We start from the raw sequence: 25,719 nt of genomic DNA, 5'->3' as shown, positions 1-25,719 counted from the left end.
CCGGGTTGACGGGGGGACGGCCGACGGCACCGAAAGGGTGTGGTGTCGCGGCAGGAATCGGCTCGGCGGCAGGACGCTAGATCTGCCGGAAGCCCTTGCGACATGTCCGCGTCGAGTAGCAAGGGAATGGCAAGGGGAATGCAAGGGAGAATGCCGCCCCGGCGTAGGGTGACCCTTTTTTGGCGCACCGTCAGTAAAGCGACGGGAAAAGGAAGTTGTCGGGCACGCCAAAGTACACCGGAAGGCGACCCGGCCACAAGAAGTCTTGGCGTCGGCAATGCTCAGGCCTGGGGAAGCGAAGGCCGACCGGAATGCGGGCACGGCCGTTCCGTCGGCCCGGAACGCATGGACGGGGCCCGCCCGGGAATGCGGGCAGGAAGCGCGTTCGGCGAATTCCCGGCGGGTCGGCGGTCCGGCAGGTCAGGGGAGCCGGGCCCGAATGTCGGCGAGGTGCGCGTCGAGGATCTCCTCGAACGCGGCAGGGCGGTCCGCGCCGAACGGGCGGATCTCGCGGGCGAAATGGGCCGGGCCGGGAAAGCACTCGGGGGCCGTGCCGAGCACGGCGACCCGGAACTGCTCCACGGCCTGCTCGTACTCGGTGGCGGTGATGCCGCTGAGGGCGGCCTCGGCGGAGATCAGCGCGGAGAGCAGGACCACCAGGAGGTGGTAGCGCACGGTCGGGCAGACCGGAGGCGCGCAGCGCCTGCAGCAGCTCCTCCATGACCAGCCGGGAACCGGCGCCGCCGGACCCGTAGCGCCCAGATCGCGGCGAGTCGGGGCTGCTCGCCGAAGGCCTCGCGCGCAGGCGGCGGGCGAGCAGGGTGATGCGCTGCTTCCAGCCGCACCTCGGGGCGGTGGCCGTCCATGGAGGCCCGCAGGATCCGGTTGGCGACCGCGCGCAGCAGCTCCGTCCTGTTGCGGAAGTGCCGGTACAGGCTGGAGGAGTCCGTCCCCAGTTCGGCGGCGAGGGGAGCAGGGGGTCGAGTGGGACGACTGCCGCGGCGCGGCTGCCGGCACCGGACTTCGACACGATCACGACCGAGGAACTGCTCACCCACCGCAAGGCGGAGAACCGCTGCCGGGCCCCCGCCGCCGCGCGGGCGATCCTCGGCGAGTCCGACCCCGACGCGGCGATCGCATGGCAGGAGTTGGCGTTGCCCGGCCGCGACCTCCCGGTCCGGGTGTACCGGCCGGCGGCAGGTCGAAGTGCTGTGCTGCCACTGGTGGTTCAACGTCCACGGCAGCGGGTTCGTGGGGACGGCGGCGCAGTGCGACCGGACCAGCGGCCACGTCGCCGCCCGACTGCCCGCGCTGGTCGTCTCGGTCGAGCACCGCCTCCTCGCCCCGACAGCCCACTCACGGACGCCGCCGACGACGGGTTGGACGTCCTCGACCACCTGCTGCGGCATGCCGACGAGTGGGGCGTCGACGAGTGGGACGCCGACCCGTCACGGACGGCCGTGTTCAGCGAGAGTTGCGGCGCGCTGATCGGCGCCCTGACGGCGATCCGGGCCCGGCGGGCCGGGTCGGAGCTGCGGGCCCAGGTCCTGGTAAACCCGGTGGTCGACGTGACCGGGGCGGCCTTCGACCACCCGTCCATGGCCGCGCACGCCGCCACCCCGACCCTGACCCTGCCCCAACTGCGGCTCGTCCGGCGGTTCGCCGCCCCGCCCGGGGTGGACACCGTCGCGGTCTCGCCACTGCACGCGGCCGACCTGTGCGGGCTCGCCCCGGTGCCTGTCGTGGTGCCCACTCGCGACCCGGTCGCCGACCACGGCCGCCGCTACGCCGAGCCGAGCGGCTGCGGGCGGCGGGGAGCGCCGACGCGGCTCTCCGAAGACCCGGGCGCGGGGCACGCGTTCCTCACCCTGCCCGGCCTCGAACCGTAGGCCGGGACCGCCCGGACGGAGATCCTCGAATACCTCCGTGCAGCCCTGGCGGGCTGACGGAAAGTCAGGACCGCGCTGTCAGACCCGGTCGAGCGGCCGGTGCGGGCCGTCCGGCAGCGTGACGGCGACGGAGTCACCCGGCCGGACGGGGCCGCCGGTGCGGACGACGCCCATGATGCCCGCCAGGCGGACGACCGCGCCGGTCTCGTCCCGCTTCAACACCTGCTTGAGCAGCCCGTGCTGGAAGTTGTCGATCTGCAGGCACGGGTTGCGCAGGCCGGTGACCTCGACCACCGCCTCCGCGCCGAGGTGCAGCAGCGCGCCGACCGGCAGGCCGAGCAGATCCAGGCCGCGGGTGGTGACGTTCTCGCCCAAGTCGCCCGGGGCGACGGTGAATCCAGCCGCGGCCAGGTCGTCGAACAGCTCGGCGTGGATCAGGTGCACCTGGCGGAGGTTCGGAACGGTCGGGTCCTTGGCGACCCGGGAGCGGTGCTTGACGGTGACCCCCGCGTGCACGTCGCCCTCGACGCCGAGGCCTTCGAGCAGCCGGATCGCGTCCCGGTTGGGCTTGGTGAACGAGTACTCGCCGTTGCTGCTGACCGTCGTGACAGTGCCGGACACCCGGACCACCTCTCGTCGTACCGATGTTCCGTGCACCCACCCTACTGAGTGGTTCCTCCCGTTTCATAGGGTGGCAACACCGGTTCGGTCCGTCGCCCCACGTAGGTCATGTGGCTGGCCGACGGCCAGCTCGATAGCTATGACTGCGCAGCGACAATCCTGTTCGTGAGGTTGATCGTTGCGACGTACCAGTAGAAGACCCACTCCAGATACAGCTCGGGGTCGTAGTCCTTCTGCTGCTTGGCGTCCTGGTGGCGGATGCCGAACTCGTTGGCGATCCGGAACAGAGCGCCTTCGTCCTTCTTGGCCAGGTGCTCCTGGACCAGCCCACGCCGGCGTTCCAAGATGCCGGCTAGCGAGATGACGGCAGACCGCTTGTCCATCTCGGTGGCGTTGCGTGCCCTGAACTGGGTCAGAGCGTGCTCCAGCTCCACGTCATCGGCATCATGAACGTTCTCGGCCGTACGCACGGCTGTCACAAGGTCCTCGACGGCGCTCGGAGCGGCAGTTTCCAGGCGGCCGACCTCGGTCAAGGTCAGGCCGAGCACGCTCTGTGACAGAAGCGTGTTGACCCGCCAGCGGTAGAGCTGGAACCCGAGCCGCGCGTCGAACGACTTGTAGTGCCAGCCACAGTCGTCCCATCGGTGCCATTCGCGGGCGACAGGGCGGCGTACATGATCCGCCAAGAACTCGATGACGTCGCAGAGGTCATCGAGGCCGTAGTTGGCGAAGTGCTGCTGGACGGGCCAGAGGTTGTCGCGGCCGAGTGCGAGATGCACCTCCTCGGCAGCGTCAGGCCCCAGCGTTCCATCAGTCCCCCCGTCCACGCACTCCTGACCAAAGGCCCAGGTGAGGTAGCCGGTCTTCTCCAGGTCTCTGACGAGCGCAGAGAACCGGCGCGTAGTCCCGGCAAGATCCAGGCCTCCGCGGGTTGTGCTGCCGCCGTTCCGGCGCTGAGACCAGTAGGGAATGCGGTCTTGCTGGGCGGGCAGCGTCTCGGCGGCGCCGTGGAGCTGCTGAAGCCAACCGATCCGGGTCGGAGCCGACGGATCGAAGGACCATCGGTCCCTGCTGTCTTCGCGCTCCGCTACAGCCTTCCACTCGTCCAGCACGCCCGACGACGAGAAGGCTTCGGCGATGAAGAACTCGCACTGGTCGCCCCAACTGGGATCGTTCGTCTTGGTGCTGATGAGGCGATCGAGTTCAGCCTTGATGATCCAGTTCGGCCAGGAGACCTCGAAGCTGCGCGTGCGGAAGTGGTTGGAGTCAAGCGTCACGGGCCAAGTCTTGCAGAGCCACCCAACTGGCACACTCACGTTTCCAGTTGGGCGGTCGCTCGAGGTGATGCCGCTACACCTTCCCCTCGACCTCCACAACGCCTTCGTCTCGCTCGCCTGCACGGTCGTCTGCTGGCGACGCCTCAACACCCGAGGCCAGTGATCGTGTGACAAGTTCTACGAGGCGAGTTGGGCTAGCGAAGGGGCCAGGGCTGATGCGTTCTCAGGCTGCAAGATCGAGTACCGCGGTGGCGCAGTCGGGCGTGACCGGTAGTGGCCGGCTGCCGCGGTGTGTTGGCCCAGCCGACCTTGCGCATGAATCCGATGGCCAGGCTACGCATGGTGGCCTTGCACCAGTTCGGTGAGTCGGGCGGGATCGGCCTGCCCGGGCGTCAGGCTGGTGAGGGCTCGGACGAGTCGAACCGGTCACCGTGGACAGAGCCGGGAGCCGGAGTCAAGGCCGGATCTCGACCGTGGTCGCGATCCACCGTCCCCTCTGGCTCTCTCCTCTTCCTCATACGTCACAAGTGCGCGTGGCAGAAGGTTTTCTGACGTGATCGGCCTGCTCATCGAGGCCAAGAAATGGAACACTTCACCGAACGGTGATCCCAGGACGAGAGCACCGGAGCCCGAGGGGCGTGTCGAACCGAAGGGACACAAGTGACGCAGGCAGACACACGTCTTGTCCAGACCGCCGTCATCGGTGGCCGGGATTCGGAAGTGCCCGTCATCCTCCCCGAAGAACCCCACAACCTTGACGAGTTCAGACGTCAGTTCGGCACCGACCGCTTCTGGTGCGGCACGCTCCTCGGCGGCTGCGGCGAGAAGCTTATGACCAAGCGGTACGAGACCAAGGTCTGCCACTTCTCCCACTATCCGGACCGTGACGGGATCCGCGCGGTGTGCCATCGCTCGGCCAACGGTGAGGACAGCGCCGACCACCTCTTCATCCGCTTGCACGTGAAGGAGTGGCTGGCTGGCCAGGGCCACGCAGCGCAGTCCGACCTGCGCAGCCTCGGACACGGGCCGGGCGATGCCGTGGACTTCTGGCTGCGTGCCACGGGGCAGCACCTGCGGTTCGTCCTCCGTTCGCAGGACTACCACAGCTGGCGCAGGGCTGCCGACAGCCTGGGCGCGAGGGAGGGGCACGTCGACTGGGTCTTCAGGCCCGAGGGCGCGGTCACGCGGGAGATGACCGCTCGCCAGGGCTACGCGCTGCGCGTGCGGTGTGAGACCGCCGGAGCCGACCGCCGCGTCCTTATCGGCACCGTGACCGAGGGCAGCCAAGTGTCCTGGGAACCCCTCGAACAGTGTCGGATGACCCGCGACGGCCTGGTGACTCCGGCCCTCGAAGGGCTGCGGGCCGGCGGGCGCGTTCGTCAAGGCGGCATGCGCAACCATCCACTTCCGGCGGCTCTTCCTCTGCACGGTGCGCGGATCGTCTTCGCCGTGGACCCCGCCGCGAAGCGCCCGGTGGATGCCGAACTCTCGATCGAGGGGCGGTACCTGGTCCCCGGATTCGTCAAGCCGGCCGGAAGCCGCATCATCCGCGCCTGTCTCTCCCTTCCCGATGAAGTCCCCGCTCCCACCGAGCAGTACGTCTACCAGCTCTCGGGCCTGGTGAGGCTGCTGATCACTGATCCCGTCGCGGCCGATGCTCCCTCGTGGGCCGTCCGCGCGGACAGCCTCACGCAGCTTCAGGGCCTCGACGCCGAACGCACCGGCCTGTGGCGCCCGAGCGTCGCTCTGAGGGATGAAACTGCTCCAGCACCGCAGGTACGCCAGGTCGAGCCCGAGAGCCGCCCTTCCCTGCCCGAGCGGGGCAAGGTGGCGGCCACTCTCCGGCGGGAGCTGGAGCGGGTGGCGGCCGAGCGCACCACCACCACGTGGTCGGAACTGTCGAGCCGGATCGACCTCGACCTCGCGCATCTGCCAGATCCCAAGCGCCGCGAGCTCCTGGTGGAGGTGGACAGGCCTCTGGAACCCGGCAAGCCTCTCCTGTCCGTCCTGGTCCTCGCGCCCTCCGGACGCGGCCTGCCCTACCTGGGCACCGTACTGCGGCTGCTGGGAGCGCCCGCTCCGGCCTCGGACGCGGCCCTGCAACGCTGGAGCGCGGTCGAGATCAAGCGGGCGCAGGACGCGTACAGCCGCCCGACGGATCCCGCGCCGGCTTCGACACCCACCTTGCGGACTCCTCCCGCGCCTCGGGAGAAACCGGCCACCGCCGACGCCGCAGGCCTCTCAGACGTGCGAGCCGCGTCCCACCAGTTCGGTGAACTGCGGCGGAAGCTGGCAGAGGCGGCTGCCATCGCGCCCAAAGCGAGTCCACGCCGCGCCGAACGGCTGGGGAAGGCCGTCAAGCAGGCCCGGACTCACGTCGCGGGCTACGAAGCCGCTCGCCTCCACGGCCGTGCTCTCCGCCCGTGGCTCAGGGCGAGCTATCCGATCCTGGATGAACTCACGCGCCTCATCGGTCATCCCGTCGCCTCTCCGCAGCCGGCCGCCGCAGGGGGAACCAGCCCCGTTGCGAAGGCGATGCCGAAGGCGCGCGAGTCCAAGTTGGGCGACGTGCCGGACACGCCGCCCCGCCCTGACGCCTCGAAGCCCCGCAGCACGGAGGAGATCGACGCAATCGCCTCGCGCTTCGAGGAGGCGAGACGAGCTGGCGACCTCGCTGCGGCGATGCTGCTCCAGCAGCAAGCGGGGCGCATCGGAGAGCAGCAGCTCACGACAGAGGACAAGCAGCGTGTCCGGCGGCTGTGCACGGTGATGGCGAAATGGATCCGCCCCCGGGCGTCCGAGGCGGCTCAGATCGCGCTGCGCGCGGTGCTGGAGGGCCTCGCTCGTCCGGAATCCTCCAACGACCTGCTTGAGCTGCGCAGCGGCCTGGCGCACGCCAGGATCCTCAGGCGCCGTTGCCGTGGAAGCCTGCCCGAGGACATCCAGGTCCTGTTCGATGCTCTGCAGGGGAAGTTGAACAGTGCCGCCGTCTCACAAGATTCCGACGAGGCTCCCGCACACCGGGAGCGGAACCTCGCCCACACCGAGGCACTGGAGCAGTTCGAGTGGCTCCGCGACGAGATCCGCGCCGCCCAGTCCGCCGACGATCTGCCTGCGGTACAGGCTGCCCGACAGCTGGCCGGACCCTTGTACGCCCGGAAGCTGTCGGAGGCGGATCGCGAGGAATACACGCCCTTCATGCGTGAGGTGAAGGCCTGGTGCGGCGAGCGGGTCCCGCAGAGACAGGTGGATCCAGCTCTCCGAAGGATTCGGGAGCTGCTCACGGGGCTGGCGGGGCACCGAAAGGACGGATCCGTCGACGAAGTCCGCCTCGCTCTCGACGAGATCGCCCGGCTCCGTGGCAGCCTGGCCGAGGGGCTGTCCTCGTCGGAAGCGGCGGCGGTGGCTCGCTGGCACGGCCGACTCAAGCAGCGGGAGGTTTCCCGCCGTGAGCGTTCCAGGCAGAAGTCCGGATCGGGGCCGCGCACACCCCTCGGGAAGGCGGAGGGTCCGGCCATTCCCCGGCAGACCGATCGGCTCCCGGCGGAGGCTATCGACAGGCTGGCCGTCGCCGCCCGGAAGGTTCTCACCAACACGGCCCGTAGCGGTGGCAAGGTTCTCACCTGGGGAGACCTCCGTATCAGGATGGGCGGCGCGCTGCCACACCTGCACCCGGACGACCAGGGGGAACTGCTGGTGGCCGTGGACCGGGAGACCCCTGCCGGAGATCCGCTGCTGTCCACCTTGATCGCCAGCACGGACGCCTCGCTCCACTGGATCTACCGGCATGTCCGTTTCAGCCTGGGCCGTGAGCGGATACCCGACGCGGACTTGGAGACCCACTGGGCGACCGAGGTCCTGCGACTTCGTCAGCGGTGGCGTCACCGGTAGCCGGGCGACCACCTCGGTTCCGGTGGTCCGCACGAGGGGGGTGGGGTCTGTGGGATTGGTGGGTGGGGGTGGGGTGGTTGGTGACGCTGCAGTATGCACATTGACCTGGCGCCTTGCGGGGAGACAGCGCGCACACGATGGGCCGCCACCGTGTACGAGGAGCAGCTCACCGCCTACGCGATGCGCGCCCTGTCCACCGTGCCCGGGATCCGGCTGCTGGGCACCGCACCGGGAAAGATCGGCGTGCTGACCTTCCTGCAGGCCGGGGCCGACCCCATGGACCTCGCCGGCCTGCTCGACCGTCGGGGTGTCGCCGTCCGTGCCCGACACCACTGCGCCCAACCGGCGTTGGCCGCGTACGGGGTCACCAGTGCGGTCCGCGCGTCGCTCGCGGTCTACACACGGCGCGGGAGGTCGACGCCCTGGTGAGCGCGCTCCACGAGGCGGTCGGCGCCCGAGAAAGAGTCAGGTAGTCGGGTGGTCACTCGTTCCACCGGGGCCGAGGGCCGCGGATCCGTCCCGTCCGCCACCCGGACCCGCTCGCGCAGCAATTTCCTAGGCGGCGTCGGGTTTCAGGGGGAGCGCCGGCCACCGGGGACGCGCCCGCCGGCGGGGCCTCAGTCCGGGGGGAGGAGGCGGGTGCCCGGGGGGAGGGAGCCGGCGCGGTCGGCGTCCAGGAGGTAGGCGAGCAGGACGCCGCGGAAGGCGGTGGCGGCGCGGGTGAGGGGGAGGTCGCGGCCGTGGGCGAGGGCGATGGTGCGGCCCAGGCCGGGTGGCGCGAAGGGGGCGGAGCGCAGGCCGGAACGGGCGGCGACCATGCCGGGGACGACGGCGGGGCCGAGGCCGGCCCGGACGGCGGCGAGGACGGCGTCCATCTCGCCGCCCTCGACGGCGTAGCCGGGGTCGAAGCCGGCGGCGCGGCAGGCGGCGAGGGTGGTCTCGCGGACGTCGTAGCCCTCCCGGAACATCACCAGGCCCTGGCCGCGCAGGTCGGTGATCCGGGCCCGGCGGCGGGGGAGCGGTTCGGCGGAGACCAGCACCAGGTCCTCGTGCAGCAGCGGCGTGACGGACAGGCCGGCGGGCGCGGCGGCCGGTGCGGCGATGATCAGGGCGAGGTCGAGTTCGCCGGCTTCCAGGTCGCGGACCAGGTCGCGCGAGCCGCCCTCGGTCAGCCGCAGGTCGACGCCGGGGTGCAGCGCCCGGTAGGCCCGCAGCACCTCGGGCACCAGGCTGGCGCAGAGCGAGGGCGGCGCCCCGAACCGGACCCGGCCGCGGCGCAGCTGCACGGTCTCGGCGACGGCCCGCCGGGCGCTCTCCGCATCGGCCAGGATGCGGCGGGCCAGCGGCAGCAGCGCCTGCCCGGCGTCGGTGAGCGAGGTGCCGGAGCGCGAGCGGTGGAACAGCTCGGCTCCCAACTCCCGCTCCAGCGACCGGATTTGCTGTGAGAGTGACGGCTGGGAGACGTGTGTCGACTCGGCGGCCCGGGTGAAGTGCCGGGCGTCGGCGACCGCGACGAAGTAGGCGAGCTGCTGCAACTGCACACCTGCCATCATAGGCATCTCCTATCGTCGGCAACGCTTTCATGTCTTGGACAGCGGCTGCGCGCCGGGCCTACGGTCATGCCCATGGCTTCTGCTACCCGGACAAACCGGGTGAACCGGACCCCCGCTCCCGGTCGGACCCCCACACCGGGCCGGCGCCCGTCGGCCGCAGTGGCGCTGTGGCGCAGCTCCGTCGGCAAGAAGGCGGTGATGGCGGTCAGCGGGCTGGTGATGCTCGCCTACCTGGTGGCCCACATGCTCGGCAACCTCAAGGTGTTCCTCGGCCCGGACGACCTCAACGGCTACGCGCACTGGCTGCGCACCATCGGGCAGCCGGTGCTGCACTACGGCTGGTTCCTCTGGCTGGCCCGGCCGGTGCTGGTGGCCGCCGTGGTCGCGCACGGCGTCGCCGCCTACCAGCTGTCCCGCCGCGATCTGAAGGCCCGTCCGCAGCAGTACGTGCACCGCCGCCGGCAGAGCACGTACGCGACCCGGACGATGCGCTGGGGCGGGGTGATCCTCGGCCTGTTCATCGTCTGGCACATCCTCGACCTGACCACGCTGACGGTGAACCCGGCCGCCGAGGAGGGGCACCCGTACCAGAACATCGTGGCCTCGTTCTCGACCTGGTACGGCGGCGGGATCTACTGCCTGGCGGTGCTCGCGCTCGGGCTGCACGTCCGGCACGGGTTCTGGAGCGCCGCGCAGACCCTCGGCGTCAACAACCCGCGCCGCGACCGGGCGCTGAAGTTCGCCGCGAACGCGCTGGCGCTGCTGCTGACGGTCGGCTTCGTCTCGGTGCCGGTCGCGGTGATGGCGGGGCTGGTCCGATGAGCGCCCACGACACGACTTCCGGGAAGGCCCCGATGAGCTACCTCGACTACACCGTCGGCACGCCGGTCGCCGACACCCGGGCCCCGGCCGGGCCGATCGAACAGCGCTGGGACCAGCGGCGGTTCGAGGCCAAGCTGGTCAACCCGGCGAATCGCCGCAAGCACACCGTGATCGTGGTGGGCACCGGCCTGGCCGGCGGCGCGGCCGGTGCCACGCTCGCCGAACAGGGCTACCACGTGGTCCAGTTCTGCTTCCAGGACTCCCCGCGGCGCGCCCACTCGATCGCCGCGCAGGGCGGCATCAACGCCGCGAAGAACTACCGCAACGACGGCGACTCGATCCGCCGGCTGTTCTACGACACCGTCAAGGGCGGCGACTTCCGCGCCCGCGAGTCCAACGTGCACCGCCTGGCCCAGGTCTCGGTGGAGATCATCGACCAGTGCGTCGCTCAGGGCGTGCCGTTCGCCCGCGAGTACGGCGGCCTGCTCGACACCCGCTCGTTCGGCGGCGTCCAGGTCTCCCGGACCTTCTACGCCCGCGGCCAGACCGGCCAGCAGCTGCTGCTCGGCGCCTACCAGGCGCTGTCCCGGCAGATCGCCGCCGGGAACGTCGAGCTGCACGCGCGCACCGAGATGCTCGACCTGGTCGTGATCGACGGCCGGGCCCGCGGCATCGTCGCCCGCGACCTGGTCACCGGCGAGATCCGCACCCACCTGGCGGACGCCGTGGTGCTCGCCACCGGCGGCTACGGCAACGTGTTCTACCTGTCGACGAACGCCAAGAACTCCAACGCGACGGCCATCTGGCGCGCGCACCGGCGCGGCGCGTACTTCGCCAACCCGTGCTTCACGCAGATCCACCCGACCTGCATCCCGCGCTCCGGCGACCACCAGTCCAAGCTGACGCTGATGAGCGAGTCGCTGCGCAACGACGGCCGGATCTGGGTGCCGAAGGCGAAGGGCGACACCCGTCCGCCGGCGCAGATCCCCGAGGAGGAGCGGGACTACTACCTGGAGCGGATCTACCCGGCGTTCGGCAACCTGGTGCCCCGCGACATCGCCTCCCGGGCCGCCAAGGTGGTCTGCGACGAGGGCCGCGGCGTCGGCCCCGGCGGGCAAGGGGTGTACCTGGACTTCGCCGACGCCATCGCCCGGCTCGGCCGGGCCGCCGTCGAGGCCAAGTACGGCAACCTGTTCGAGATGTACGAGCGGATCACCGCCGAGGACCCGTACACCGTGCCGATGCGGATCTACCCGGCGATCCACTACACGATGGGCGGGCTGTGGGTCGACTACGACCTGCAGACCACTGTCCCCGGCCTGTTCGCGATCGGCGAGGCCAACTTCTCCGACCACGGCGCGAACCGGCTGGGCGCCAGCGCGCTGATGCAGGGCCTCGCCGACGGCTACTTCGTCCTGCCGCCCACCCTCAACGACTACCTGGGCCGCACGCCGCTGGAGCCCGTCCCCGGCGACCACCCGCAACTCGCCGAGGTGGAGGCGGAGGTGACTGACCGCCTCAACTTGATCCTCGCGGTGGACGGCGACCGCACCCCCGACTCCTTCCACCGCGAACTCGGCGAACTGCTCTGGGACAACTGCGGCATGGCCCGCGACGAGGCCGGTCTGCGGCACGCGCTGGCCCGGATCCCCGAGCTGCGCGAGGAGTTCTGGCGGCGGATCAAGGTCCCCGGCACCGGCGCGGAGCTCAACCAGTCGCTGGAGAAGGCCAATCGACTGGTCGACTACTTCGAACTCGCCGAACTGATGTGCCTGGACGCGCTGCACCGCGCCGAGTCCTGCGGCGGCCACTTCCGTACCGAGTCCGCCACCCCCGAGGGCGAAGCCGCCCGCCGCGACGAGGAGTTCACGTACGCCGCCGCGTGGGAGTTCTCCGGCACCGGCGACGCCCCCGTCCTGCACAAGGAAGAGCTCGTCTTCGAGCACGTCCACCCCACCCAGCGGAGCTACGCGTGAACCTCACCCTGCGCATCTGGCGCCAGCAGGGCCCGGACACCCCGGGCGAGATGACGATCTACCAGGTCTCCGGCATTAGCGAGGACATGTCCTTCCTGGAGATGCTGGACACCCTCAACGAGGAACTCATCCTGCGCGGCGAGCGCCCGGTCGCCTTCGACCACGACTGCCGCGAAGGCATCTGCGGCGCCTGCGGCATGGTCATCAACGGCCAGGCCCACGGCCCCGAGCGGACCACCACCTGCCAGCTGCACATGCGGCACTTCAAGGACGGCGACACCATCGACGTCGAACCCTGGCGGGCCGGCGCCTTCCCCGTGGTACGCGACCTGGTGGTGGACCGCTCCGCGCTGGACCGGATCATCGGCTCCGGCGGCTACATCACCGCACCCACCGGCTCCGCCCCCGAGGCGCACGCCACCGCCGTCCCCAAGGAGGCCGCCGACCTGGCCTTCGAGCACGCCGAGTGCATCGGCTGCGGGGCCTGCGTCGCCGCCTGCCCGAACGGCTCGGCGATGCTGTTCACCGCCGCCAAGGTGGTCCACCTCAACGTCCTCCCGCAGGGCGCGCCCGAACGCGCCTCGCGGGTGCGGAACATGGTGGGCGCGATGGACGCCGAGGGCTTCGGCGGCTGCACCAACACCGGCGAGTGCGCCACCGCCTGCCCCAAGGGCATCCCGCTGACCGGCATCGCCCGGCTCAACCGCGAGTTCCTGCGGAGCTGAGCGGGCCCGGGCGGGCCCGGCCGCGAGATCCTGCCCGGTCGAGCGGCCCCGGGGGCGGAGGCTCAGCCGCGCGAGTCGGCCGGCTCCCCGTACAGCTGCCCCTCGTAGACCTCCGGAGCACCCGCCAGGTGCTCCGGAAGTCGTTCCAGCACGTCCGCCAGCACCGGCTTCGCGTGGTGCGCCGCCAGGTCCTCCCGGTTCGCCCACAGCTCGTACAGGAAGATCCGGCCGTCCTCCTGCTCGTGCAGCCGGTACACCAGGCTGCCCGGGCGGGAGCGCGAGGGCTCCACCAACTCGGCCAGCAGGTCGAGCAGTTGCTCGCGGTGGCCGTCCTTCGGGGTGAGGAAGCCGTACAGCGCGACCGGTTCGGCGGGGTGGTTGCTCTGGTTCGTCGTCATGTCGATGACCGTAGGATGTGACACCGGTGTGAGGTTCAAGTCGCACGGCTGTGGGGTGGGTCACATGCGGATCGGGGAGCTGTCCAGGGCCACCGGCGTGCCGGTGCGCCTGCTGCGCTACTACGAGCAGCAGGAACTGCTCACCGCGCACCGCACCCCGGGCGGCCACCGCGAGTACGACGCGGACGCGCCCGTCCAGGTCGGCCGGATCCGCGCACTGCTCGCCGCCGGGCTGACCAGCCGCACCATCCGCGAGCTGATGCCGTGCTGGGAGGACGGCCGGCTGCACCCGTGCGTCCGTGACCGCCTCACCGCCCAGCTCGCCGAACTGAACGCCCGGATCGGCGAACTCAGCACCGCCCGCGACGCCCTCGCCGACCTCACCGCCCGTGTTCCCGAAGCTGTCTGACGGAGCGTCAAGCGGGGGCGAAGCGGCAGCGGGCCCGGGCCCTCGACGACCCGACCGGTCGGCGCGGTTCCGACCTGCTGCACGCCGGGCGGCGCCGTCACGCGGGTGGTCGGGTGGCGCCCCGGCGCGCCTGTGTCGCCGCCCTGGACAGCGTCTGCGCGGCGGCCGGACTGCCCGCAGCGGTACCGGTCGTGCTGCCGGTCCGTCGCCCGACCGCTCCTGCGGCCGCCGCGCAGGTGGATCAGCCGGTGCGGGCGGTGCGCTGACGGATCGTCAATCCATGTCCTGGGCAAGGAAGTCGAGCACCAGGCGGGTGAACTCCGCCGGAGCCGCCTCGTGCACCAGGTGGCCCACCGGGACGGTGTGCAGGCGGCCGTCGGGGACGGTGTCGGCCAGTTCGGCGACCCGGTCCTGCGGCAGGTGGCTGGTCGGGCCGCCCGCGATCACCAGGGTCGGGGCGGTGACGGCGGCGAGCGCGGCGGCCCATTCGGCGGGCGGGGCGTACAGCTCGCGGCGCAGCGCCGGGACCAGTTCCCAGTCGAACGCGAGCGGGCCGTCCGGCCGGAGGGCGGGCTCCTCCTCGCGCGGGTGCGGGGCGGGCACGTCCTCCAGCACCAACCGCCGTACCCGCTCGGGGTGCCGGCCCGCCAGCAGGTAGGCGACCACGCCGCCCAGGGAGTGGCCGAGCAGGTCCACCCGGGCCGGCCCGAGGGCGTCCAGTGCGGCGAGCACGTCGTCGCACAGCAGCTCCAGGGTGTAGGCGCCCGGCCGGTCGCTGCCGCCGTGGCCGCGCAGATCGAGCGCCAGCACCCGGCGGTCGGCGGCCAGTCCGGGCAGGACTCCGGCGAAGTCCGCGGCCCCCAGCCCCAGCCCGTGCAGCAGCACCAGGACGGGACCGTCCACCGGCCCCGCGGCCAGCCCGGTCAGTCGGATCCCGGCGGCGTCGATCAGCAGGTTCTCGGTCATGTCGCCACGTTACCGTCGGTTCGTTCTCCAACTCCGGCTTTTCGGACGCTGGTTGACGCTCTGCCGGTTCGTTCCGGTTCGTTCCGGCCGGCCGGAGGAGCTGGCCGGTGGTCGCGGTGTCGTCGGACACGCCCACGATCCGTGCAATGCGGCGGTTCGGCCCGCTCGGGCAGGTGTGATCGAGCTCCGATTATCGGATCAACACATCTGGAGAAGTCATGCGTATCCGCAAGTCCCTCGCTGCCTCCGGCCTGGCCGTGACCTGTCTGCTGGTCGGCGCCGGCTCCGCCGCCGCCGACGCCATCGCGGAGGGCGTGGCCGCCAACTCGCCGGGCGTCCTCTCCGGCAACCAGATCCAGGTTCCCATCGACCTGGATCTCAACCTCTGCGGCAACTCGATCGACCTCATCGGCATTGCCAACCCGGCGTTCGGGAACGTCTGCATCAACAAGTGACCGACGGTCCGGACAGGTGCGTGCTGCTCGGGCCTGCCGCGTTCCGCGGCCGGGCCCGGGACGGCACGCCGTAGTCAGGCCAGCCAGCTGCGCAGCGCCCACCACCAGTGCGCGGTGTGCTCGACGCCGCCGGTCAACGGGTCGTCGCCGGTCAGCTCGCGTAGCCGGCGTAGCCGGTACTTCACCGTGTTGGGGTGCACGTGCAGCTCGGCGGCCGTCCGTTCGGTGCGGCCGCCGTGGGCCAGCTGGGCCAGCGCGGTGCCGGCGAGTTCCCGGTGGAAGGGATCGGCCGGGTCCAGCGCGCCCAGCAGGGAGCCCGCCAGCAGGGCCCCGAGCTCGGCGTCGGCGGGCGTGGCGGTGAGCAGCGCCAGGTCGGCCAGCCGGTGAAGCCCGGTCAGTCCGGCCGACTCCGCGGCCCGCAGCGCCTGCCGGGCCAGCGCGTACAGGGGGGCCAGACCGGACGGCTCGGCGGGCGGCGTGACGACGGCGGTCGGGCCGTCGAGGGGCAGGACAGGAACTGTCCCGGTCAACGCCGCCAGCCGGCCGTCCACGAAACCGCACAGGCCGGGGCCGGCCGCCGTGAGCGCCTGCTCCGGCGGGCCGGCCAGCGCCGGATCGCTCACCGCCGTCACCACGCACCGGTACCGGCCGGTCGGCGAGAGCGGCGCGGCGAGCGGCTCCACCGGCTCCCCGTGCAGGAGGTGACGCAGTGTCAGCAGACTTCCCTCGCGGGCCGTGCGGGCCGCCGCCAGCTCCGCCACCCGGTGCTCCTGCACCATCCGGCGGGCCAGTGTGATGGTGATGTGGTCGATCCGGGTCACCCCGTCCAGCAGCTCGTCCGCCGGGACGCCGCACCGGCGGCCCTCCGCGATCACCGCCTCCACCAGGTGCGAGCGCCCCGCCTGGAAACCGTCCAGCAGCGCCGCCACCGGCACCCCCTGCTGCGCCCGGTCCGAACCCAGCAGCGCCGCCGCCGCGAGCGCGCTCGGCCCCGGATCGCCGTCGCCCTGCAGCGCCGAACGCACCCCGTCCAGCAGCGCCCGGGTGTGCCGCCGCACCTCGCGCTCCGGCAGCGCGGCGACCAGGTCGGACGCGGCCCGGGCGGCCCGGACCGCCGCCGCGAGCACCTCCGGGTCCGCGGTGCGCCCGGCCACCAGCCGCACGAACGCCTCCACCGGCCGCCCACCTCCCGCGCTTGGCCCCGGCGGACAACCGGCGCGGTCCGCGTTGGGCGCCGCAAGCCTATGCCCGACCCCGCCGGCCCTGGTGAGCTGTGCGCTCCCCACGGAGAGGTGACCTGCCATGTCCGACACCGAGTCCCTGCTCGACGGCCTGCCCGCCGACCTGATCTTCCGGCTGCCGCCGTCCTTCGACACCGTCGAGGAGGAGCGCCGCCACCGCAAGGAACGCCTGGCCGCCGCGCTGCGGATCTTCGGCAAGCTCGGGTTCGAGGAGGGCGTCGCCGGGCACATCACCGCCCGCGACCCGGAACGCACCGACCACTTCTGGGTCAACCCGTTCGGCATGTCCTTCAAGCACGTCAAGGTCAGCGACCTGGTGCTGGTCGACCACCACGGCACCGTGGTCGAGGGCCGGTACCCGGTCAACCAGGCCGCGTTCGTCATCCACTCGACCATCCACCGGGCCCGCCCGGACGTGGTGGCCGCCGCGCACAGCCACTCCACCCACGGTCGGGCGCTGTCCGCCCTCGGCCGCCGACTGGAGCCGATCACCCAGGACGTGTGCGCCTTCTACCAGGACCACACCCTGTTCGACGACTACACCGGCCTGGTCACCGACCTGGAGGAGGGCGAGCGGATCGCCGCCGCGCTCGGCCCGCACAAGGCCGTCATCCTGCGCAACCACGGCCTGCTGACCGTCGGCTCCACCGTGGACGCCGCCGCCTGGTGGTTCATCACCATGGAACGCTCCTGCCAGGTCCAGCTCCTCGCCCAGGCGGCCGGGCCCACCGTCCCGATCTCCCCGGAGAACGCCGCCCTCACGTACCGGCAGATCGGCAACGACCTGGCCGGCTGGGTCAACTACCAGCCGCTCCACGACCAGATCACCCGCGAACAGCCCGACCTGTTCGACTGACCCGCCGTCACTTCTTCGCCCGGCTCGGCTGCACCCGCGGCGGCTCGCCCGGCATCTTCGGGTGGTCCGGCGGGTACGGCAGGTCGCCCGCGTCCTGGTGCGCGTACAGCTCCAGCACGCGCTCCAGGGAGGCGGGCCGCTCCGCCATCCCGGCGTGCAGGTCGCCGAGCTCGGCGAACCGCTCGGGGAGGGTGCGCAGGGTGAAGTCGGCGGGGGAGACTTGCTCGATCTCCTCCCAGCGCAGCGGGGTGGAGGCGGTGGCCTGCGGGCGGGGGCGCAGCGAGTACGGGGAGGCGATGGTGCGGTCGCGGGCCATCTGGTTGTAGTCGACGAAGATCCGCTCGCCGCGTTCCTCCTTCCACCACTTGGTGGTGACCTCGCCGCCGGTGCGGTGCTCCAGTTCGCGGCCGAGCGCGATGACGGCGTGCCGACAGTCGGTGAACGTCCACCGGGGCTCGATCGGCACGTACACGTGCAGGCCCCGGCCGCCCGACGTCTTCGGCCAGCCGGTCAAGCCGAACTCCTCCAGCAGCGGCCTCAGTCGGAGCGCGGCGCGGACGGCGTCGGTGAAGTCGGTGCCGGGCTGCGGATCGAGGTCGATGCGCAGCTCGTCGGGGTGCTCGGTGTCCGCGCGGCGCACCGGCCACGGGTGAAAGGTGAGACAGCCGAGGTTGGCCGCCCACAGCACGGCCGCCTCCTCGGTCGGACAGATCTCGTCGGCGCTCCGCCCGGACGGAAAGGCGATCCGCGCGGTCGGCAGCCACTCCGGCAGCCCTTTCGGCGCGCGCTTCTGGTAGAAGAACTCGCCCTCCACCCCGTCCGGGAAACGCTGCAACGTGGTCGGCCGGTCCCGCAGACCGCGCAGCACCCCCGGAGCGACGGCCAGGTAGTACTCGGCGACGTCCCGCTTCGTGTACCCGGGCTCCGGGTAGTACACCTTGTCCGGATTGGTCAGCCGCACCGTCCGGCCGCCGACCTCCAGTTCCACAGCAGAAGCCATGCCCCCACGCTAGGCGCGGGCCGCCCGTCGGCCGCGCGTTGCGCCACCTCGGGCGTGGCGGGGAGCCGAGGCGGCCGTCGGATCGTCGGTGCGGCGTCAGGTCCGCCGAGGCGGCGTCGGGCCGCCGACACGCCGAGCGGGTCCGACACGCCGTGGGGCGGCGGGCGGGACAGCGACCATCGGAGGCATGCAGCTACCCGTGATGCCGCCGGTCTCGCCGATGCTCGCCAAGGCCGTGGCCGCGATCCCGCCCGACATGCAGTACGAGGCGAAGTGGGACGGCTTCCGGGCGATCGTGTTCCGCGACGGCGACGAGATCGAGCTCGGGTCGCGCACCGGCAAGCCGCTGACCAGGTACTTCCCCGAAGTCGTGGAGGCCGTCCGGGAGCAGCTGCCCCAGCGGTGCGTGGTGGACGGCGAGATCGTCGTCGCGCACGACGGGCGGCTGCACTTCGAGGAACTGCTGGAGCGCATCCACCCCGCCGCGTCCCGGGTCCGCACGCTCGCCGAACGCACCCCGGCCTCGCTGGTCGCCTTCGACCTGCTCGCCCTGGACGACGACGACCTCACCGCCCGCCCGCTGGTCGAACGCCGCGCCGAACTCGTCCAGCTGCTGGCGGACGCCGCCCCGCCCGTCCATCTGGCCCCCGCCACCACCGACCTGGAGACCGCCCGCACCTGGTTCTCCCGCTTCGAGGGCGCCGGCCTGGACGGCGTGGTCGCCAAACCGCTCGACGCCCCCTACCGGCCCGGCGAACGGACCATGTTCAAGGTCAAGCACACCCGCACCGCCGACTGCGTGGTGGCCGGCTACCGCGAGCACAAGAGCGGCCCCGTGGTCGGTTCCCTGCTGCTCGGCCTGTACGACCCCGACGGGCGCCTCCAGCACGTCGGCGTCAGCGCCTCCTTCCCGATGGCGCGCCGCCGCGAACTCGTCGAGGAACTCGCCCCGTTGCGGCTGGACGGCGACGACCTGACGGGCCATCCGTGGGCGGCCTGGGCGGACGAACAGGCCCAGGCCGAGGACCGGCTGCCCGGTGCGGTCAGCCGCTGGACCGGCAAGAAGGACCTGTCCTGGGTGCCGCTGCGCCCCGAGCGGGTGGCCGAGGTCGGCTACGACCACATGGAGGGCACCCGGTTCCGGCACACCACCCAGTTCAAGCGCTGGCGGCCGGACCGCACACCGGAGAGCTGCACGTACGCCCAGCTGGAGGAGCCGGTCTCCTACGACCTGGGCGAACTGCTGCGCTGAGCGGCCGAGTCGATCAGCGCGGCGAAGCCGTCCAGCAGGCGCTGCAGCCCGAACTCGAAGAGCTGGTCGAGGTCGAAGTCGTAGCCCTCCGTGGTGAGTCGGAGGAAGGTGGGGTATTCGGCGACCAGCTCCATGAACTGGGGCTCCTGCTGGTCCATCCAGGCCTCGGCGTCCTGCCCGGTGGCGGCCTCGGCGGCGGCCTCCATCTCCAGGTTGAGCGCGGTGCCGCGGACGTAGTTGAACAGCGTCAGGTAGGCGGTGAGCACCGTCTGCAGATCCAGGCCCTCGGCGGCCAGGGTGGACAGCACCCACTCGCCGAACGGCAGGGCGTTGGAGAGCGGTTGGGGGCGGGTCATCGACAGTGCGGACGCCAGCCAGGGGTGCGCCCGGAACACGTCCCAGAGCAGCCGGGCGGCCAGCTCCAGCCGGGCCCGCCAGGGCAGTTCGGCGTCGGCGACGGAGAACCCGACGGCGGTGAAGACCTGCTCCATCATCAGGTTGACCAGGCCGTCCTTGTCGGGGACGTGCCGGTACAGCGACATGGTGGCGGCGTCCAGCTCGGCGGCGACCCGGCGCATCGACAGCGCCTCCAGCCCCTCGGTGTCGGCGATCTCCACCGCCGCCGCGACGATCCGGTCCGTCGTCAGGCCGCCCTCCACGGCGAGCCGGCGGGGGATCTGCCGCTCGCCGGCGGCCGGGCGGGCCGATGCTTGGGTCCGACCGGGTGCGGCGGCCTCGGCGACCACCGTGCCGACGCCGGGGACCGCCCGGACCAGGCCCTGGCCGCGCAGCTCCGCGAGCACCTTGGTGGCGGTGGCCATCGCCACGTTCCAGCGGCGGGTGATCTCCCGGGTGGACGGCACCCGGTCGCCGGGCCGCAGCTCGCCGCACTCGATCCGCTGCCGGAGTTCGCCCGCGATCTGTTCGTAGCGGTCCACCCGCTCCACCTCCGCACTAGTGCACCAGTCGGCCCATGCTAGCTGCCCGCCGCGGCACCGTATCAGGGTTCCGACCTTCTCGGGGCGCACTAGTGCACTAGTGCGGCAATTCGTAAATCCTTGCTGTATCGGTTGCTCGTGATGGCGCGTACGGCGTACGTTCGGTGTCATGAAGAACGCGGACATCCTCGTCTCCGGCGGCGGCGTCGCCGGACCCACGTTGGCGTACTGGCTACGCAAGGCCGGCTTCCGTCCCGTCGTGGTGGAGCGCGCCCCCGGGCCCCGCCCCGGCGGGCAGGCCGTCGACCTGCGCGGTGCCGGACGCACCGTCATCGACCGGATGGGCCTGCTCGACCAGGCCCGGCAGCTCGCCGTCGACCAGCGCGGCCTCGCCCTGGTCGACCGGAACGGCAAGCGCCTCGCCGAACTGCCCACCGAGGCCTTCGGCGGCGAAGGCATAGTCTCCGACCTGGAGATCCTCCGCGACGACCTCGCCGCCGTGCTCCACCGGGCCACCACCGACGACGTCGAATATCTCTTCGACGACACCGTCACCTCCCTCCGGGAGGACGCCGACGGGGTGGACGTCGCCTTCGAGAAAGCCCCGCCGCGCCGCTTCGACCTGGTGGTCGGCGCCGACGGCCTGCACTCCACCGTCCGCCGCCTCGCCTTCGGCCCGGAGAGCGAGTACGTCGTCCCCATCGGCGGCTACACCGCCTGGTTCACCGCCCGCCTCGACCTCGACCTCGACGACTGGTTCCTGATGTACAACGCCCCCGGCGGGCGGGTGGCGATGGCCCGCCCCGGCCGGGCGCCCGGCGAAGTCAAGGCCGGGCTCAGCTTCCGCTCCGCCCCCCTCGTCCACGACCGCCGCGACCGCGCCGCCCAGCAGCGCCTGCTCACCGACCGTTTCGCCGGGGCCGGTTGGGAGGTCGACCGACTGCTCACCGCGATGGCGGAGGCCGACGACTTCTACTTCGAACACCTCGGCCGGGTCCGCCTCGACCGCTACACCCGCGGCCGTACGGCCCTGATCGGCGACGCCGCCTGCTGCCCCACCCCCCTCACCGGCCTCGGCACCAGCCTCGCCCTGGTCGGCGCCTACCTGCTGGCCGGCGAACTCGCCACTGCCGAAGGCGACTTCACCACCGCCTTCGCCCGCTTCCAGGACCGGATGAAGCCCTACGCGGCCAAGGCCCAGGAACTCCCCCCGGGCGGCATGGCGGGCTACGCCCCCAACGGTCGCGCCATGATTGCCCTCCGCGCCGCGTCCATGCGCTGGATGACCCGCCGGCCCCTGCGCACCCTGATGGCGGCCCAGGCGGCGAAGGCGAGCGACGTCGAACTGCCTGACTACACCAACGTGCTGTCTTCGCAGCGGAGTTGAACGCGCCGCCGGGACCGGCCGAACCAGTGGCGCTCGGTCGGGGGGCTGGGACGCGGGGGCCGCCGGGGGGCTGTCGTAGTCGCGGGAGATCGCCTGGACCTGGCCGGACTCGGGGTCGTGGCGCACCGTGTCCAGGCCCTGGCGGTCGAGTCGGGCGACGGTGTCGGTGCGGGTGGTGGTGTGCAGGGGCGGCATCCCGATCTTCGGGTGGTTCGGGCCGGGCTTCACCTCCTCGCGGAGCAAGGTCTGCGTCAGGCGGTCGGCGGAGTCCGAGGGCAGGGCCTCGGCCACGGCGAGGTGCACCATCAGGAACTGCTCGGCGGCCTGCGGCCGGGCCTGCGCGATCCAGGCCGAGCGGACGGCGGGGAACTCGCGGAGCCGCCGAACTCGCGGAGCCGCCGAACCGGCGCGTCGCGCAGGGCCACGGCGACCGGGTCGGTGGACCGGTCGAGCTTCAGCTCCGGGCCCGCCTCCGGCGCGGGATCGTGCTGGTCGGTGCGGCTGTCGAGGAGTTCGGGCGAGACGGGTGGTCGACGGCTCGGTCACGCGGCGCGGCGAAGTGCCCGGACAGCGGGTGTCGGCGGTGGGCGGCATGATCATGCGTCATGCGCTGTGACATCTGTGACCACGAGTCGGCCAAGTGGGATCTGCCGCCGAGTCGGTGGACCCGTGAGATCTGGATCTGCACCTGGTGCTTCGCGGTCGTGCGGGTCGGCGGCGACGGTGCGACCGTCCGGCAGGCGTACAGCGAGTGGGACCTGCGGTGGGAGGCGGCCTGGACGGACATGCTGCCGGACGCCCGGCGGCACGCGTACGGGTACTTCCGGCGCACGCTGTGCGGGATCGAGCGGCCGGACCTGACCGGCTCGCCGTTCGGCATGTGGGGCGGCGGCCGGGACGAGTGTCCCGACTGCACCGCCGCCGCCCGGGCCATCGACGCCCGGTGGCCCGAGGACCGGCGCGACGACCTCGGACGGATCCTGGCGCCCGCGTCCGGGCCCGCGCCGGTCCACCCGTCCGAGCGGGACCCGCTGCCGGACGAACTCGGCCACCCGGACATCCGGTTGCCGGAGACGCGACGGAGCCCGCACACGCGGGTGCCCGTGGGACCGCAGCGCACCTACGGCGTGATCGGTGACGGCCCGTCGGCGGTGCGCCTGCCCGCCTGCTGGGCCGGGTACGGGATCGGCCCCTACCGCCCGTACGACGAGCAGGACCGGACCTTCGCCTGGTTCCAGGCCTACGCCCCGGACAGCGTGCCGCCGTTGGACGAGGCGTCCTTCGTCGGCGACTACGCGTGGTTCGGCGAGATCGGCGAACCGCTGGACCACCGCACCGCCGTGACGGACCGGATCGCGGCCGAGCTGGCCCGGGACGGGCTCGAACTCCCGGCGGATTTCCTGGCGTTGATCACCAGGGCCGGGCTGCACCGCTGCCTCGACCGGGTCGGCGGCGGCGCGTGGACGGACGTGGCCGGCCCGGTGCCCAGCCCGCTCGACCCGGCCGACCGGCTGGTGGCGTTCTTCCGCGACCAGCAGAGCTGCCTGGTCTGGTACCTGTACCTGCACCACAACGGGCAGTCGGCGGTGGTCAGTTCGGACCGGGACCTCACCTCGGAGCCCGGCCTCCGCTACGGACCGGACGGCGAGGTGGTCGTGCCGAAGCCCCCGGAACTGTTCTGGAACGCGCCGAGCACCGAGATCTTCGCCTACCGCTTCTTCGTCGAGGGAAGCCTCATCGACGCGATCGAGGAGCGCAGGCGCCCGGACGAGGTGGACCCCGAGCACCTCGCGTACCTGGCGCACTACCTGCCGGGCGTGGGCGACGGCGGACGGGCCCGGCGGGGTGCCGGGGCCGACTCGGGGGAAGGGGCTGTCGGTCGGGGAGCCCCGCCGTTCTGACGAGGCGGCTCCGGTCCTCGTGGGGGAGGACCGGAGCCGCGCCCGACTCATGGCGTCAGCCGGTGAAACCGGCCGTGATGGTGCTGAACTGCCAGTCGCTCTGGGCGATGCCGGAGCAGGTCTCCTGCAGGCCGCCGCCCGCGCAGCCGCGGTCGCGGTTGACGGACCAGAAGGCGAGGCGGGCGATGTGGTTGGTGTTGGCCCAGTCGCGGATCGCGGTCCAGTTGGCGATGGAGGTGGTCTCGTTGTTGTCGCTGAGACCGTTCATGCCGGAGATGCCCAGGTGCGAGTAGGCGGTGGCGTCGTCCCAGCCGTACACCGACTTCAGCTTGTTCTTCAGCCCGGTGGCGGCGCTGACGGTGGCGGCGTACATGTCGGTCGAGGCGTTGCCGAAGTCGAACGGCATGATGGTGAAGACGTCGATGTCCGCGCCGAGCGCCTTCGACTGCTCGATCAGCCGGTTGCCGTCCGCCGTCGGCCCGCTGATGGCGGTGCCGAAGGTGACGATGGTGCGGATGCCCGGGTTCTTCTGCTTGACGATCTTCAGCGCGCCCAGGATGCGGTCCTGGACGGTGTAGTTCTCGAACTCGTCGGTGTTCTCGATGTCGATGTCGATCGCCTTCAACTGGTAGGCGTCGATCACCTTCTGGTAGGCCCCGGCCAGCGCGGTGGCGTCCGCGCAGTTCGGGCCGAGCTTGTTGCCCGACCAGCCGCCGAACGACGGGACGACGTCACCGCCGGCCGCCCGCACCGCGTTGATGGTCTGCTGGTCGACGCCGTTGAGCAGCGGCCGCTGGCTGTCCCAGGTCGGGTTGCAGCCGTTCTGCGCCAGCACGAACGCCAGGGTGAACCACTTGATCCCGCTGGCGTTCATCACCGTGGTCGGCGACGGCGGGTTCCCCCACCCGTTGTACAGGTACGGCGCGGCCTGCTTGAAGCCGCCCGGCGTGCCGCCACCGCTCGAAGGGGTGGTTACGGCGAGGGAGTTGGAGGCGGTGGAGGCGTTGCCTGCGGCGTCGTGGGCCTTGACGGTGAAGGTGTAGGCGGTGGAGGCGGTGAGGCCGGTGACGGTCGCGGTGGTGCCGGTGACGGTGGTCGCCAGGGTGCCGTTGCGGTAGACGTCGTAGCCGGTGACGCCGACGTTGTCGGTGGAGGCGCCCCAGGAGAGCGAGACCTGGGTGGCGGCGGTGGCGGTGGCGACCAGGTTGGTCGGGGCCGTCGGCGCCTGCGTGTCACCGCTCGAAGGGGTGGTCACGGCGAGGGAGTTGGAGGCGGTGGAGGCGTTGCCTGCGGCGTCGTGGGCCTTGACGGTGAAGGTGTAGGCGGTGGAGGCGGTGAGGCCGGTGACGGTCGCGGTGGTGCCGGTGACGGTGGTCGCCAGGGTGCCGTTGCGGTAGACGTCGTAGCCGGTGACGCCGACGTTGTCGGTGGAGGCGCCCCAGGAGAGCGAGACCTGGGTGGCGGCGGTGGCGGTGGCGACCAGGCTGGTCGGGGCGGTGGGGGCCTGGGTGTCCGCGGGGTTGCCGCCGGGGCCGTCCAGGCTGACGTCGTCCGCGTAGTAGGTGCCCTGGCCGAACCAGCCGTTCAGGTACACCTCGGCGCTGGTCTGGGCGGCGCCGGTGGTGAAGGTCACCGACAGCTGCTTCCAGTCGGACGCCGACGGCGTCCAGGTCGAACCGGCGCCCGTCACGCCGAGGTACACGTAGTTGCCGCGCACCCAACTGGACAGCGTGTACGTGGTGTTGGGCTGCACCGCGACGGTCTGCGCGCACTTCGCGTTGTCCGACGCGGTGACCGCGCCGGCCAGCGCCTTCGAGCCGCCGTGCACGGGGGTGGAGACGACCGAGCCGGTGCCGCCCGAGCAGGACCAGCCGCTCAGGGCGCCGGTCTCGAAGCCGGGGTTGGTCAGGATGTTCGCGGCGCTCGCGGAGCTCGGGACGGCCGCGATCGCGGCGCCCGCCAGCAGCAGCGCGGCGGCGCCGACCGCCGTGGCCCGGCGATTGGGGGCATGCATGGGGGACCTCCAGTGGGGGATGGGGGTTGGAGGTGCGGGGAGCGCGACAACAAAATGGACTGGACCAATCCCGACTGTCAAGACCAGGTCAAGGTGCGGACGCCCCGGAGACCCGCCGTCAGGGCCCGTCGCGCTGCTCCGTCCGGGT

General features: G+C 71.9%; 21 protein-coding genes and 1 pseudogene. 12 read left to right on the top strand and 10 right to left on the bottom strand.

Annotated features, from left to right (window positions below):
• Window positions 1-420: 420 nt before the first annotated feature.
• Window positions 421-956 (bottom strand): annotated as a pseudogene (locus CG736_RS37315) (TetR/AcrR family transcriptional regulator C-terminal domain-containing protein).
• On the opposite strand from CG736_RS37315, the gene CG736_RS01585 reads away from it, so the two are divergent.
• On the top strand, window positions 855-1,889 hold the full coding sequence (locus CG736_RS01585) for an alpha/beta hydrolase fold domain-containing protein (RefSeq protein ID WP_369879731.1): 1,035 nt from the start codon (window positions 855-857) through the stop codon (window positions 1,887-1,889). The pseudogene CG736_RS37315 and the gene CG736_RS01585 sit on opposite strands and share 102 nt — an antisense overlap.
• 78 nt (window positions 1,890-1,967) lie before the next feature.
• Here the strand turns inward: CG736_RS01585 and CG736_RS01580 are convergent, their stop codons facing one another.
• Window positions 1,968-2,510, bottom strand: a complete 543-nt coding sequence (locus tag CG736_RS01580) for an MOSC domain-containing protein (protein ID WP_100584990.1) — start codon at window positions 2,508-2,510, stop codon at window positions 1,968-1,970.
• A gap of 137 nt (window positions 2,511-2,647) precedes the next feature.
• Window positions 2,648-3,787: a hypothetical protein gene (locus CG736_RS01575; protein WP_100584313.1), complete on the bottom strand. Its 1,140-nt coding sequence runs from the start codon at window positions 3,785-3,787 to the stop codon at window positions 2,648-2,650.
• 660 nt (window positions 3,788-4,447) lie between these two features.
• Here CG736_RS01575 and CG736_RS01570 point away from each other — a divergent pair.
• Window positions 4,448-7,678: a hypothetical protein gene (locus tag CG736_RS01570; RefSeq protein ID WP_100584312.1), complete on the top strand. Its 3,231-nt coding sequence runs from the start codon at window positions 4,448-4,450 to the stop codon at window positions 7,676-7,678.
• A 150-nt stretch (window positions 7,679-7,828) separates the two neighbouring features.
• Window positions 7,829-8,107 (top strand): aminotransferase class V-fold PLP-dependent enzyme, encoded by a 279-nt coding sequence (locus CG736_RS01565; protein ID WP_232733725.1) that lies wholly within the window; start codon window positions 7,829-7,831, stop codon window positions 8,105-8,107.
• A gap of 188 nt (window positions 8,108-8,295) precedes the next feature.
• Here CG736_RS01565 and CG736_RS01560 read toward each other — a convergent pair whose 3' ends face one another.
• Window positions 8,296-9,219: a LysR family transcriptional regulator gene (locus CG736_RS01560; RefSeq protein ID WP_100584989.1), complete on the bottom strand. Its 924-nt coding sequence runs from the start codon at window positions 9,217-9,219 to the stop codon at window positions 8,296-8,298.
• A gap of 84 nt (window positions 9,220-9,303) precedes the next feature.
• Between CG736_RS01560 and CG736_RS01555 the strand changes: the two genes are divergently transcribed.
• From CG736_RS01555 to CG736_RS01545, 3 genes are read left to right on the top strand one after another with little or no spacing between them, the layout of a single operon-like run.
• A complete protein-coding gene (locus tag CG736_RS01555; RefSeq protein ID WP_100584311.1) occupies window positions 9,304-10,053 on the top strand; it encodes a succinate dehydrogenase cytochrome b subunit in 750 nt (249 codons plus the stop codon).
• Between the two features lie 32 nt (window positions 10,054-10,085).
• Window positions 10,086-12,029 (top strand): fumarate reductase/succinate dehydrogenase flavoprotein subunit, encoded by a 1,944-nt coding sequence (locus tag CG736_RS01550; protein ID WP_100584310.1) that lies wholly within the window; start codon window positions 10,086-10,088, stop codon window positions 12,027-12,029.
• Complete coding sequence (locus tag CG736_RS01545) at window positions 12,026-12,754, top strand: succinate dehydrogenase/fumarate reductase iron-sulfur subunit (protein ID WP_043911941.1); 729 nt, start codon at window positions 12,026-12,028, stop codon at window positions 12,752-12,754. The genes CG736_RS01550 and CG736_RS01545 overlap by 4 nt, the downstream gene beginning before the upstream one ends.
• A gap of 62 nt (window positions 12,755-12,816) precedes the next feature.
• Here the strand turns inward: CG736_RS01545 and CG736_RS01540 are convergent, their stop codons facing one another.
• Complete coding sequence (locus CG736_RS01540) at window positions 12,817-13,152, bottom strand: putative quinol monooxygenase (protein ID WP_100584309.1); 336 nt, start codon at window positions 13,150-13,152, stop codon at window positions 12,817-12,819.
• Between the two features lie 64 nt (window positions 13,153-13,216).
• Between CG736_RS01540 and CG736_RS01535 the strand changes: the two genes are divergently transcribed.
• Window positions 13,217-13,561: a MerR family transcriptional regulator gene (locus CG736_RS01535; RefSeq protein WP_100584308.1), complete on the top strand. Its 345-nt coding sequence runs from the start codon at window positions 13,217-13,219 to the stop codon at window positions 13,559-13,561.
• 273 nt (window positions 13,562-13,834) lie between these two features.
• On the opposite strand, the gene CG736_RS01530 is transcribed toward CG736_RS01535, so the two are convergent.
• Complete coding sequence (locus tag CG736_RS01530) at window positions 13,835-14,527, bottom strand: alpha/beta fold hydrolase (RefSeq protein ID WP_100584307.1); 693 nt, start codon at window positions 14,525-14,527, stop codon at window positions 13,835-13,837.
• A 218-nt stretch (window positions 14,528-14,745) separates the two neighbouring features.
• Here CG736_RS01530 and CG736_RS01525 point away from each other — a divergent pair, with 218 nt between their 5' ends.
• Entirely contained in the window at window positions 14,746-14,982 is a 237-nt protein-coding gene (locus tag CG736_RS01525) for a chaplin (protein ID WP_100584306.1), read from the top strand.
• Between the two features lie 74 nt (window positions 14,983-15,056).
• Here the strand turns inward: CG736_RS01525 and CG736_RS38500 are convergent, their stop codons facing one another.
• Window positions 15,057-16,157 (bottom strand): helix-turn-helix domain-containing protein, encoded by a 1,101-nt coding sequence (locus CG736_RS38500; protein ID WP_198520320.1) that lies wholly within the window; start codon window positions 16,155-16,157, stop codon window positions 15,057-15,059.
• A 127-nt stretch (window positions 16,158-16,284) separates the two neighbouring features.
• Here CG736_RS38500 and CG736_RS01515 point away from each other — a divergent pair, with 127 nt between their 5' ends.
• Window positions 16,285-17,079, top strand: coding sequence for a class II aldolase/adducin family protein (locus tag CG736_RS01515; protein ID WP_100584304.1), 795 nt, complete (start codon window positions 16,285-16,287; stop codon window positions 17,077-17,079).
• A 7-nt stretch (window positions 17,080-17,086) separates the two neighbouring features.
• On the opposite strand, the gene ligD is transcribed toward CG736_RS01515, so the two are convergent.
• Window positions 17,087-18,079 carry a non-homologous end-joining DNA ligase gene (gene ligD / locus CG736_RS01510; RefSeq protein WP_198520319.1) on the bottom strand — a complete coding sequence of 331 codons (993 nt, stop codon included), beginning with the start codon at window positions 18,077-18,079 and terminating at the stop codon, window positions 17,087-17,089.
• A 187-nt stretch (window positions 18,080-18,266) separates the two neighbouring features.
• On the opposite strand from ligD, the gene CG736_RS01505 reads away from it, so the two are divergent.
• The gene (locus tag CG736_RS01505; RefSeq protein ID WP_100584302.1) at window positions 18,267-19,331 is read left to right on the top strand and encodes an ATP-dependent DNA ligase; all 1,065 of its coding nucleotides are present in this window, start codon (window positions 18,267-18,269) and stop codon (window positions 19,329-19,331) included.
• Here CG736_RS01505 and CG736_RS01500 read toward each other — a convergent pair.
• The gene (locus tag CG736_RS01500; RefSeq protein WP_100584301.1) at window positions 19,304-20,269 is read right to left on the bottom strand and encodes a TetR/AcrR family transcriptional regulator C-terminal domain-containing protein; all 966 of its coding nucleotides are present in this window, start codon (window positions 20,267-20,269) and stop codon (window positions 19,304-19,306) included. The genes CG736_RS01505 and CG736_RS01500 overlap by 28 nt on opposite strands.
• Before the next feature lie 169 nt (window positions 20,270-20,438).
• Here CG736_RS01500 and CG736_RS01495 point away from each other — a divergent pair, with 169 nt between their 5' ends.
• Both CG736_RS01495 and CG736_RS01490 read left to right on the top strand, forming a co-directional pair.
• Window positions 20,439-21,656, top strand: a complete 1,218-nt coding sequence (locus CG736_RS01495) for an FAD-dependent monooxygenase (protein WP_100584300.1) — start codon at window positions 20,439-20,441, stop codon at window positions 21,654-21,656.
• Between the two features lie 605 nt (window positions 21,657-22,261).
• Window positions 22,262-23,557: a hypothetical protein gene (locus CG736_RS01490; protein ID WP_100584299.1), complete on the top strand. Its 1,296-nt coding sequence runs from the start codon at window positions 22,262-22,264 to the stop codon at window positions 23,555-23,557.
• Between the two features lie 55 nt (window positions 23,558-23,612).
• Here the strand turns inward: CG736_RS01490 and CG736_RS01485 are convergent, their stop codons facing one another.
• The gene (locus tag CG736_RS01485; RefSeq protein ID WP_100584298.1) at window positions 23,613-25,571 is read right to left on the bottom strand and encodes a fibronectin type III domain-containing protein; all 1,959 of its coding nucleotides are present in this window, start codon (window positions 25,569-25,571) and stop codon (window positions 23,613-23,615) included.
• Between the last annotated feature and the right edge of the window lie 148 nt (window positions 25,572-25,719).

This window comes from Kitasatospora sp. CB02891 (genome assembly GCF_002803145.1).
GTDB classification, from domain to species: domain Bacteria; phylum Actinomycetota; class Actinomycetes; order Streptomycetales; family Streptomycetaceae; genus Kitasatospora; species Kitasatospora griseola.
Note: the sequence above shows the minus strand (reverse complement) of the source record. Positions and strands in the feature narration are given on the sequence as shown.